Genomic DNA, 12,935 nt, shown 5'->3' with positions numbered 1-12,935 from the left:
TCTTTATGATTTTACTTATAACATTTACGTAATAATTCTCCTAACAAGTCCTTAGAAATATCATTTGGAATTTCTGTTGGAATTAAAGCTAATGTTATAATATCAGTTTCAAATAAATCACCAACAGGTATAAAATCTTTATCATTTGGTGTTCTTACTATTGGATTATTAAAAGGATTTCTTAACCTACCATTATCCTTAAATCCAGTGAATGGATCCTTCCTTTTAATTGGAATATCTGAAAAATCCCCACTGTTTCTGTCTTTTATAACCCCATCTCTACCATTAATTTTTAAAGGTTTGTACAAAAACCACCAAATCTCACTTTCTCCAAGTAAAGTTCTCCCATTAAATGCAGAAATTTTCCAAGCATAATTTGTATTTGGAACTAATTGACGTGCACTTATAGGAAATTGAAAAAATGTTGGAAAAATGTTAGATTGTTCAAGAATTGATGGGTTTGATACCATTGCATCAAGTGGGGTTTGACCTCTAAATAATGTAACTAATTTAAATTTGTATGTAACACTAAATCCAGATGTTATTGGTCTTGGCGCTAACCATGTAAAAATTGGTAATATTTCATTTATTTCAGATCCTTCATTTGGAGTAATTAATATTGGTGGAGAAATATTTTTTACAACTTGATCAAAACAATCAGTTCCTATAATAGTATTTCTATCGGCTAAAATTACTTCTACACAAACCCTATATATTCCATCTGGTACTTTGCCAGTTCTTAGAAAAGGTATCTTATATTTATCTTGGACAGAATTAACTTTAACTGGTTCTACTTCACTTCCTCTGTAAATTTTTAATCCAGGTGGAAGAGTAAATACTTTTGAGTTTGCATCTACAACCAATCCATCAACTGATTCTACAACAGTACCATGTAAAAATACTTGTAAATTGGATCTTGATGGATTATTTATTGTAATCTCCCATAAGTCAGCTAACTTTAACTGATTTGGAGGTGGTCTCTTTAAAGTTATTGTTACATTTTGAGCAAGTAAATTATTTAACGATAAAATTATCGATAATAAAAATACCAAAGTGAAAAAGTAAAAAACATTTAATTTTGATTTCATAATTTCCAAAGGTTTATTTTTGTTAAAAAATATTACTATAACCTAAGCAATGAATTTATATTATGCAATATTAAAATTCAAAATTAAAATAATGGAAATCTGTTAATTATTTTAAAAAATTTATAATTACTTTATATTTTTTATTCAGAGAAGAAATTTCTCTTAATTTTATTAAATATTCCAAATGTAAATCAATAAATTTCAAATTATATTTTTTAATGAGTTTAGAAATTTTCACATCAATTAATGAACAACAAACTATAAAACTTGGAGAGAAGTTTGCAAGTACTTTAGTTAATGGTGATATTGTTTCTTTTTATGGTGAACTAGGTTTTGGCAAAACCAAATTTATACAAGGGATATGCAAAAAATTAAAAGTTAAAGAAATTGTATCAAGCCCTACATACACTCTAATAAACGAGTATAATGGTTTAAATAATCATAAAGATAAAGTGTTAATTTCACACATTGATTTGTATAGAATAAATAATCAGAATGAATTATCTGAAATTGGATTTGAGGATATAATTAACGATTTACAATCTATTAAATTAATTGAATGGGCAGAAAAATCAAGTAATTTATTAGAATTTTCAAATTACATAATAGAGTTTCAAATTGCCGAAGATAAAGAAACAAGAAATATTAAAATTATTAAATTGTAATTGTTATTCTTTAAAATATAGTAATTTTAATTAACTAGTATTCATTAAATAAATTATTCACAATAAATTTTATTAATATAAAAACAAAGCAGGCATGGAGATAGCCCCACGCCTGCTTTTATAATAATGTTCTGCGATCCTTTATTTTACAACCGTTACTGATTTAGTTACGCTTTTTCCCATTGCGTTTAAACTGTAACGATAAACTCCACTTGATAAATCTTGTAAGTTCATTACCACTTCGTGGCTTCCTTCACTTACTTGACCTTCTTCAATTACTTTTACTATCTTTCCTGTTCCATCATATATGTTTATTGTAACTTTTGTTGCTACTGGTACTGTATATGTGAACTTTGCTTTTGTGTTTGCTGGGTTTGGTGTTGCATTGCTTAAATTTAATCTTAAGCCTGCTGTTACCTCTTCCTTCAACTCGATTGTTACTCGTTGTTTTGCATACTCAAATCTTCCATCTATATCTTTTATCTTCAAGCGATATACTAACTTCTCTGCATCTCCTATTAACCAATTTACATCATCGCTGTGATTATATTTATATCCACTTGCTGATGTGCCTCCTTGTGATTGACTCTTTGCATATGTTACAAATTCAAACGGTCCTTCTACTCCGTTTCTTACTATGCTGCGTTCTAAGTCAAACCCTGCATTATTTGTTTCTGATGCTGTTCTCCAATCTAGTTTTGCAATTCCATTGTCTATCAACTCTCCTGTAAATTCTGCTAACTCTACTGGTAATACTACCTCTATTGGACAATCCTCTTTTCCTACCTTCAATACATATTTCTTAGATAAGTCTGCACTTGTACCTATGAATGTGTATGTTAAGATAAATGGTTGTGTTCCGTTTGTTATCATCTGTACTCCTTGTAATGGGGTTGATACTCCATTTACTACTACACAGAATTGATAATTAAACGTTGGATCTATTCCTGTTACTATTCCTGTTAGCGTTATCTCAAGTTCGTTTGCATCTCCACGTGATGTAATACTTGGCACTACTGTTGGTGCATGGCATACTACCCCTGCATCTACATCTAGTTTTGTTTCTCCTCCTACTACACAGAATGTACTTGTCATTCCTGTCATTAAATCTACATCACTATCTATTGCATCATTACTTCCTTGATCCTTGGATGTGAAGTCATATCCTGTTGGTAAGCCAAACTTAACGTAATAACATCCTGGATCTACTTCTGTGAACAAGTAATTTCCATTTGAGTCTGTTGTATCGCATCTTACTATTGTTCCATCTGCTTTATACAAACATACTTTCACATTTGGTACTCCTGGTTCGCCTGGATCTTGTACTCCGTTTTTGTTTTTATCTAACCACAATCTATCTCCTATTACTGCTTTTAGTGGTTGATCTTTTACTATCAAGCCTCCATCCCATGTCATGTCGTTTTCTCCTGCAACTAGTGTTGTTACTATCATATTTCCTGTTAATGGATCCACATCACTATCTTTTGCATCGTTTCCTCCTTGATCTCTTACTGTGTATTCAAACTCATCTGGTTTGCATACTGTTACATAGTAATCTCCTGGTGTTAATCCTGTAAATTGATAGAATCCATTTGCTACTGTATGTGTTACTGATACTATTGAACCATCTGCATTATGTAACACTACTTTTACATCAAATGCTCCTGGTTCTCCTACATCTTGTACTCCATCTTTATTTAAGTCTACCCACACTCTGTCCCCTATTGACGCCACTTCTGGTGTTGATACTAATCCTGCATCTACATCGCGTTTTGCATCTCCTGCATTCAATGTAAATGTTGCTGTTGTTCCTGTTGTGATATTTGGATCACTATCGGTTGCTTCATTCCCTCCTTGATCTTGAATTGTAAATGTAAAGTTATCTGGTAAACAGAATGTTACATAATAATCTCCTGCTTGAAGTCCATCGAACAAGTAATATCCTGTTCCATCTGTATATGTTAGAGCTACAAAATCTCCATTCGATTTGTATAGTCTTACACATACTCCACTTGCTCCTGGTTCTCCTGGATCTTGTATGCCATTCTTATTTGTATCTACCCATACTCTATCTCCTACACTTGCTAAGATCTCTTTTGTTACCAATCCTGCATCCCATGTTGGATCGTTTTCTCCTCCTACCAATGTTGTTACTATCGTTCTGCGTGTTATTGGATCTACATCACTATCCAAGCTGTCATTTGTTCCTTGGTCTTTATTTGTAAATGTAAATTCATTTGGTAAACAGAATTCTACATAATAATCTCCTGGTATTAATCCTGTGAATTCATAATGTCCAGTGCCATCTGTATTCATTGTTCCTACCCATGACCCGTCTGATTTGTACAATTTTACACATACTCCACTTGCTCCTGGTTCTCCTGAATCTTGGATTCCATCTTTATCTGTATCTACCCATATTCTATCTCCTATTGATGCTAGTAGTACTACTTGTTTCGGATGTAATCCTGCGTCCCATGTTGGATCATTTTCTCCCGATGTTAATGTTGTTACTTCTGTACAGCCTGTATTTGGATTTACATCATTATCTAAGCTATCATTTGTTCCTTGATTGCTTGGTGCCCATTCAAAGTTATCTGGTAATCTGAAACATACATAATAGTCGCCTGGCATTAAGTCACAGAAACTATAATATCCAAATGCATCTGTGTACATTGTATCTACTGGTGTACCGTCTGCTTGCTTCAATATTACTTCTACTCCTGATGCACTTGCTTCTCCATATTCTTGGATTCCATTATTGTTTTGATCTACCCATACTCTATCTCCTATACATGCTGGTTTAACATCTTCTACTATCAATCCTGCATCCCATGTTGAATCATACTCACCTGATACTAAATTTGTGACTACTGTTTTTCCTAATGGATCTACGTCACTATCTTTATCTTCATTGCTTCCTTGATCTTTTATTGTAAATCCATCAAAGAATGCTGGTTTGTTAAATACTACATAGTAATCTCCTGGACGTAAGCCTCCAAACTTATACATTCCTCCTGCTACTGAATTCTGTGTTGATACCAAGCTTCCATCTGATTTGTATAATGTTACTCCTACATCAAATGCTCCTGGCTCTCCATTATCCTGTATGCCATCTTTATTTAAATCAACCCATATTCTGTTTCCTATACATGCTGGCTTCCAGATGCCCGCATCCCATGTGCTATCCTTTTCACCTGCTGTTAGTACTGTACTTACTGTTGATCCTGTTATATCTGCATCACTATCTGTACTATCATTTGTTCCTTGATCTTTGTCTGTGAATATATATCCACTTGGTAGATCTTTGAACTTAACTGAATATGTGCCTGGTGATAGTTTCTCGAATAAGTAATTTCCATTTGCATCTGTTGTATCTTGTTTTAATAATGTTGATCCATTATATAAACATACTATTACATCTTTTACTCCTGGTTCGCTTGGATCTTGAATGCCATTTAGGTTGTTGTCATACCATACCTTATCTCCTAATTGTGCATCTAATACCACCTTGATTGTTTCTGGATCTGAATCATCTTCATCCTTTGTTCCATCAAGTTTTCTATCCTCATTTGTTACATCATTCTTTGCTGTTCCATCATTATTTGGATTGTTATCTGGCCATGAATCGATATCTACAAACGGTCCGTATGGTGTGTTTGTTGAATCTATCTCCGATACATTTGTTATATCTCCTCCTGTATAATTTGGATCTATTCTAAATCTGATATTCATCTGATATGATGATCCTGGTGGCAATGTTGCAAAAAACGGTCTTGTTGTTGTGTTGCCTACTGGGATTGTCCATTGATTATCTATTAAAATAAGTCCACTTGGAATATAATCTGTTACCTCTATATAGTTTGCAGGTATTGTTCCTTGGTTTGTTACTTCTATTACATAATTTACTGTATCCCCAGGACTATATGAACTTGGTGATGGTTGTTGAATCTTCTTGGTTAATGCCAAGTCAAATCTATCTACTCTTACAGGTTCAATATCATGATCATCCTCATCATCATTTGGATTGTTCTTTCCATCCTCATCTATCATATCGTTCTTTGCTACTCCATCATTGTTGATGTCGTTGTCTGGATCTGAATCGATATCTACATACGCATTTGGTGTTGCTGGATTATCATCATTATCCGCTTTGCTTATCTCCGAGGTATTTACTATTAAATCTCCTCTGAAGTTCGGATCTATCTTCAATGTTATACTTAACATTTGACTTGTATTTGGCATTATTGGTCCCGCTAATGTCTTCGTTACCTTTCCTCCTCCTACTGATGTCCAACTTCCATCATTTAATGTGAAATTTGATGGTATATAATCTGTTACTTCTACATTATATGCAGCTATATCTCCTTGATTAAATACCTCTATTTGGAATGTTACATCACTTCCTGGTACAAATGGTGATGGTGTTGCTGTGAAGTCTATCTTCTTGCGTAACGCCAAATCAAATCTACAGAACTTTGTTCTAAATGGTCCGTAGTTTAATGAATATACTCCATTTGGACATGTGCTGTTCCATACTTTTATTACGATATTCTTTCCACTTAAGTTTGTTGTTGCAATTATACTCTCATCTATTGTCTCTGTTCCTGTGCCACTAACTATTGTTACTGGTGGTTCTAGTGCTGTATAGTTGCCCCCTTGCTCACAATATATTTGATAACTTACTGGATACAATGCTGTTTGTATTGTTGCATTTACTTCAAATGTTTCTCCTATACATACCGGTTGTGGTGTGATTGAATCTATATTGATTTTTGGACAACAATTGTTTCTTACTGTTAATGGTCCTGCATTTATTGCAAATACTCCAGCTGGACATATTCCATTTGTCCATGCTTTAACTGTGAAGTTCTTTCCGTTAAATGCTGTTGTTGCTACTACATCCCAATTTACTGTTGCTGGGGATGTACCACTTAATACCGTCATTGCTGGGCTTACTGGTGTATAAGTTCCTCCTGTTTCACAGTAGAATTGATAATGTAATGGAAACTCAGGCGTAAATATTGTTGATGCCAAATGTATTGTATCTCCATAACACACGTTGTTTGGTTCTAATGTTATGCTTGGATTTGGACAACAATTATTTCTTACTGTTAATGGTCCTGCATTTACCGCATAAACTCCATTTGGACATTGTGATGTTCTTGCTTGCAATGTGAAGTTCTTTCCATTATGAGATGTTGTTGCTATAAATGAATCTACTACTGATATTGGTGTATTAGTTATACCTGATAACAATGTTCTTGCTGGAGTTACTGCTGTATAAACACCACCTACTTCACAGAAGTATTGATATGTAACTGGGAACTCTTTACTGCTGATTGTTCCATTCAACATTACTTTGTCACCCCAACATACATTTGTTGGATCTATTGTTAATGCTGGTTTTGGACAACATGGACTTGTTACTACTAATGGCTCACTTGTTACTGCCAATGTGCCTGGATAAGGACAAGTTGCTGTTGTTACTCTTAGAGTATATTGTTTTGCATTTATTGCATTTGTTGCTTGAATTACATCACTTGTTATACTTACTGGTGATGTACCACTTAACACTGTTTTAGCTAATCCAACTGGTGTATAAGTTGTTCCATCATAACATAAGAATTGATATGTAAATGGAAACTCTGGTGTAAATACTGTGCCACTAATTCTAAATGTATCATTTACACACTGTGGTAATGGATCTATTACCTCTTCTCTTGGACAACATTTATTACGAATTGATATTGGTCCTTCACCTACAGCGTATACTCCTGTTGGACATGCCAAAGGACTCCATGCTTTTATTGTGAAGTTCTTTCCATTATATGCAGTTGTTGCTATTATTGAATCTGCAATTACTATTGGGAATGTTCCACTCAATGCAGTTTTTGGTAGTGATATTGGTGTATAAACTCCACCTTGTTCACAGAAGAACTGATATGTGATTGGGAAAACTCCACTTGTAATTTCAGCATTCAAATGTATGAAGTCTCCTGGACATCCTCCAACTACTGGCTTCATCTCTGGGGTTGGACAACAGCTGTTACGAACATTCAATGGTCCAACATAATTTGAGAAAACTCCCGCTTGTCCAGTATAGATATTTGTTATCTTCGCTACAAAATTCTTATTATGATAAGCTGATGTGATTAGAATTGTTTGTGAAAGTGCCCATGGAGATGTACCAGTTGTTACTGTCATTGGTACACCTAATGGTGTTAACACTCCTCCTTTTTCACAGAAGAATTGATATGTGAATGGTAATGAATTATCAGAACCTTCAACATGTCCGTTCAAGGTAACATAATCTCCAGGGCAGGCTGATGTTACTTCTAATGGATCTAATATAAAATTAGGTATACAACTTTCTACTATAATTGGATCAGTATTATCACTAATTAAATCTTCACAGTGTGCTTTTGTTACTTTCAAAATGAATGTTTTTCCATTATCAAGTGCTGTTGCTGTGAATGTAACTGACACATTAACTGGTGATGTTCCACTTGTTACTGTTCCAATTGCTCCTACTGGTGTATAACTTCCATTTGTATTTACTCTACAGAATTGATATTGAAATGGTAATGCTCCATTCTCAAATGTTACTGTCCCGTTTAGTGTTACTTCTGAATTTATACATATTGGACCGTTGATATTTGCTATTAATGCACTTGTTGGGCAAGATATAATATAACCAGCATCTAATGTTAAGTTTGTCTCTTTTGGTCCTAAAAATACTGGTGTTGTAGATCCTGTTGTTCCATCTGCATCACTATCTAAACTGTCTGCAACTCCAACTTGATTTGGACTTGTTAGTCTGCATCCATCTGGTAATACTGTTGGGAACTTTACAATATATGTTTTGTTTGGTTCTAGACTATCAAACAAATACTGACCAGATCCATCTGTTACTTCTGTTCCAAGTACATTATTTGCACTGTCACATAATGTTACTGTAACTCCTGGTATTCCTGGTTCTAATGCATCTTGTCTTCCGTTTCTATCATAATCTTTCCAAACAAAATTTCCTAATGCTGCCTTTGGTATTATACAAGTTTTTGTTGGTAACAATACTGTTGTGTCTTTATAACATGTATCATTATATGACCAAATTCTTACTGTATAAGATTGACCAGCAGGAGTGCCAGGATTAGATAAACCTGTGAAACTAACTGCTCCGCCTGTTACTGTTTTGTTTGTTCCTGCTCCATATACCGGACCTCCTAAATAGCTTATTCCTTGTTTGATATCAGCTTTATCTCCATTTGTGATTCCGCTTAAATCTATCATTCCATCACTATTTGGTGCTCCTAATGGATCGCAAGTTACTTGTATAATACTTACTTGACCAACTGTTGGCAATACACAGCAATTTACTTGTGGCAATGTTACTGTTGTATCCTTGTAACATGTTGAATCTAATCCATTATATATACGTATTGTATATTGTAGCCCTGCACTTGTTGTTGGATTTGGCAATGAACCTTTTGTGAATGTTCCACCTGTTATTGCTGTGCTTCCTGCAAATGTACCAGTATATGTTGCTCCAGTATTACAAGAATACTTTGTTCCGTTTACCACAACTACTATACTTGCATCTCCATTATCAATTCCTCTGGTACATGTTGCTGGATTGATTGTTATTGAAGTAAATACTGGTAAAACACAACATGCTACTTGAGGCAATGTTACTGTTGTATCCTGGTAACATGTGCTATCACCATTATACACTCTGAATGTATATTGTTGACCTGCTCCTGTTGTTGGATTTGGTAGTGATCCTTTTGTAAATGTTCCGCCTGTTATTACTGTGCTTCCTGCAAAATCTCCAGTAAATACTGAGCCTGTGTTACATCCATATTTAGTTCCTAATACTGTTACTACTAAGTTTCCATCTGAATTTGCTACTCCGTTTGTACATGTTGCAGGGTTTATTGCGATTCCACTATATACTGGTAATGCACAACATACAACTTGTGGTAATGTTACTGTGGTATCCTTGTAACATGTTGAATCAAGCCCATTATATATACGTATTGTATATTGTTGTCCACCACTTGTTGTTGGATTTGGCAATGAACCTTTTGTGAATGTTCCGCCTGTTATTGCTGTGCTTCCTGCGAATGTACCAGTAAATGTTGCTCCAGTATTGCAATTATATGCTGTTCCTGTTGCTACTACTACTATATTTCCATCACTGTTTGCTACTCCTCCATTACATGTTGCTCTGTTTATTGTAACTGAAGAAATTACTGATATAACACAACAATTTACTTGAGGCAATGTTACTGTTGTATCCTGGTAACATGTGCTATCTCCATTATACACTCTGAATGTATATTGTTGACCTGCTCCTGTTGTTGGATTTGGTAGTGATCCTTTTGTAAATGTTCCGCCTGTTATTACTGTGCTTCCTGCAAAATCTCCAGTAAATACTGAGCCTGTGTTACATCCATATTTAGTTCCTAATACTGTTACTACTAAGTTTCCATCTGAATTTGCTACTCCGTTTGTACATGTTGCAGGGTTTATTACTATTCCACTATATACTGGTAATGCACAACATACAACTTGTGGTAATGTTACTGTGGTATCCTTGTAACATGTTGAATCAAGCCCATTATATATACGTATTGTATATTGTTGCCCTGCACTTGTTGTTGGATTTGGCAATGAACCTTTTGTGAATGTTCCGCCTGTTATTGCTGTGCTTCCTGCGAATGTTCCAGTATATGTTGCTCCAGTATTGCAATTATATGCTGTTCCTGTTGCTACTACTACTATATTTCCATCACTGTTTGCTACTCCATTTGTACATGTAACTTGATTAATTGTTAAACTACTTATTTGGGGAGAAGTACATGTTTGAATTGTAAAGCCTATATCAAATGTGTGATTAGTCTCACCATTTACTCCTGTCGTTAAATTAATTACTCCATTATTCCCTATTAAAGAGGCATCATTATCTCTAACATCAGGTTGACCAGGTCCACCAACATCGGTTGAAGTTAAAACTTTGACTAATAAAATTGATTGTTTATTTGCACCTATAATATCTGGTACTACTAATTTAAAATTCAAACCTGGTTTTAACAAATCTATTCCATAATGAGCAAATAAAGAATTTGTTTTAATTTCATTAGAAAACAAATAATTTCCATTTGTATTAGTAATTACAGTATCTATAGAAGTTCCATCACCTTTTTGAAGAATTACTTTTACACCTGAAATTGGCAATTCATTTGGATCTTGGATACCATTAGAATTAACATCAAACCAAATTCTATTTCCTAGTTCGATTGGTGTATTATTACACAAAATCTCAATGTCACCCATTTGATTACTTTTCATTGCTCTGCTAGTACCAGACAAATTATACCTCGCATGTGCTGTATTACCTGCCAAAACCATTGCTCAAGATACAAAATTTATAGCAGCCAAACCATGCTGAGATCTATGACCAATAGCATCAACTTGGGTTGTCAGAAAAACATCAGAACCCGGGAAAAGTGCTAAAGAGCCTTGTGCCATTTCACCCTCAAAACCATTATCACCCCAAAAATACTCATAACCACCTGGACCACGACTAGTAGATCTTGCCGAGATATTTGCATTCCAAGGATCAATTATAGGTGGAGGTAAAATGGTACTATCTCCATTACATTTTCCATTATTTTCAATTTGCCAAGTAGTAACTGCACCATTAACTGTTCCACATGCATGTAAGATTTCACCACCTATAGTCCATTCAGCATTTACAATTTGGTCAGATAACCTAGAACGAAAACCAAGTTCCATATTGTCTTTATGGAAAATGATATCTGTTAACATTGGAGCAAACCTTGCTCTATCAGTTGCAGTTGCTGAAGTGGTATTATCGTATGATGCAACTGGAGGTGAATCTTCCCAAATTATTGCTTTATGATTTATCTCATTTGCACTATTATTTGTATTATTATTGTCTGGATCATCTGTTCTTGTATAATTCATAGGAATATCAAGCTCTAAGTTAAAACTAATTCCATCATAAGAATACACATAAGCTCTTAATGCACTTGTTGTTGGTCCCCCACAGACCATACCAATATAAACTTTATTTTTATAAGTTTCAATTCCAAAAGGATGAAGTTCTGTTCCAGAACAACTTGTTGGTGAAGGTAGAGTTACTTCAACTTGAGTTCCAGCACTTATTGGGTTATCATTTATTGGTATTAAAATCAGTTTTTTTGAGAACATATTTACTGCAAACAGAGTATTTTGATTTGAAGAAATTGCAATTCCTCCAATTCCTACTTTACCAACTTCAGATACTGATCCTGTGAATGTTCCAACATTAGAAATAGTTGTAAATGTACTAACTACTCCATTTGTAATTTGGTAAATAGCACCTAAACCACTTGGTCCTATTCCATCGCCTGCTCCAAATGAACCATCATTTGCCCTTGCATAAGCAGATGCAAAAATTGTTTTAGTATTACTTCTCCATTTCAAACCGTTAACGTTCCCTACTTGAGCCCTTGTAGCAACTTCAGTACTAGGCATTATTACAGCTGTTGTTGGAAATTCATTTGTTGAGGTAGTTAATCCTGATAAACTATAAAGACGAATACCACTTGGAGATGATAATCCTGATATGAAATTTGAAGTACCTGGTGTAAAAGAAACTGCAATAGGTGGATTCTCTTGGCAATAAAATTCTGTATTTATTATACCAAAATTAGCTACAGTTGTATTACTTGAATAAAATTGGACGCTCGATGCAGAATTCGTAGTTTGAGGTCCAGAAAAATATCCATTTCCAAATGTTGTAAACTCTAACCTTACAGGTAATGTTAAGCCAGTAAATGAATAAGCTCCACTTACAGATGAATTTGCAACTTGGGTTGAACCTGAAATTGGAAATGCTGTAATTGTAATTCCTTGTAAATATGGTTCAACAATTATTATTGAACTATCCCTCACCCCATTTCCATTGTTATCCCTAAATACTTTCCCCGAAATTTGTGCATTCATTGATGTTGTAATTGTTAAAAACAATACAATACTCATTAGTATCAAATTGGAAAATTTTTTAGTAATAATGGAGTTTTAATATCTACTATTCTTAATTGATTAAGTAAGTAGAAAATAGTACCTAATACAGTACTCAATAGAAACGGAATCGTGAGTTTACCGAAAT

4 protein-coding genes are annotated in these 12,935 nt (G+C 34.3%); 1 reads left to right on the top strand and 3 read right to left on the bottom strand.

What is annotated here, in order from left to right; genetic code table 11:
- Nucleotides 1–11: 11 nt before the first annotated feature.
- Nucleotides 12–1,088 (bottom strand): hypothetical protein, encoded by a 1,077-nt coding sequence (locus IPP08_04580; protein ID QQS67446.1) that lies wholly within the window; start codon nucleotides 1,086–1,088, stop codon nucleotides 12–14.
- Between the two features lie 218 nt (nucleotides 1,089–1,306).
- On the opposite strand from IPP08_04580, the gene tsaE reads away from it, so the two are divergent.
- On the top strand, nucleotides 1,307–1,753 hold the full coding sequence (gene tsaE / locus IPP08_04575; GenBank protein ID QQS67445.1) for a tRNA (adenosine(37)-N6)-threonylcarbamoyltransferase complex ATPase subunit type 1 TsaE: 447 nt from the start codon (nucleotides 1,307–1,309) through the stop codon (nucleotides 1,751–1,753).
- A 141-nt stretch (nucleotides 1,754–1,894) separates the two neighbouring features.
- Here tsaE and IPP08_04570 read toward each other — a convergent pair whose 3' ends face one another.
- Both IPP08_04570 and IPP08_04565 read right to left on the bottom strand, forming a co-directional pair.
- The gene (locus IPP08_04570) at nucleotides 1,895–11,161 is read right to left on the bottom strand and encodes a DUF11 domain-containing protein (protein QQS67444.1); all 9,267 of its coding nucleotides are present in this window, start codon (nucleotides 11,159–11,161) and stop codon (nucleotides 1,895–1,897) included.
- Between the two features lie 9 nt (nucleotides 11,162–11,170).
- The gene (locus IPP08_04565) at nucleotides 11,171–12,805 is read right to left on the bottom strand and encodes a hypothetical protein (protein ID QQS67443.1); all 1,635 of its coding nucleotides are present in this window, start codon (nucleotides 12,803–12,805) and stop codon (nucleotides 11,171–11,173) included.
- Nucleotides 12,806–12,935 lie beyond the last annotated feature (130 nt).

The sequence above is a fragment of the Chlorobiota bacterium genome, assembly GCA_016700335.1.
Lineage (GTDB): Bacteria > Bacteroidota > Ignavibacteria > OLB7 > OLB7.
Note: the sequence above shows the minus strand (reverse complement) of the source record. Positions and strands in the feature narration are given on the sequence as shown.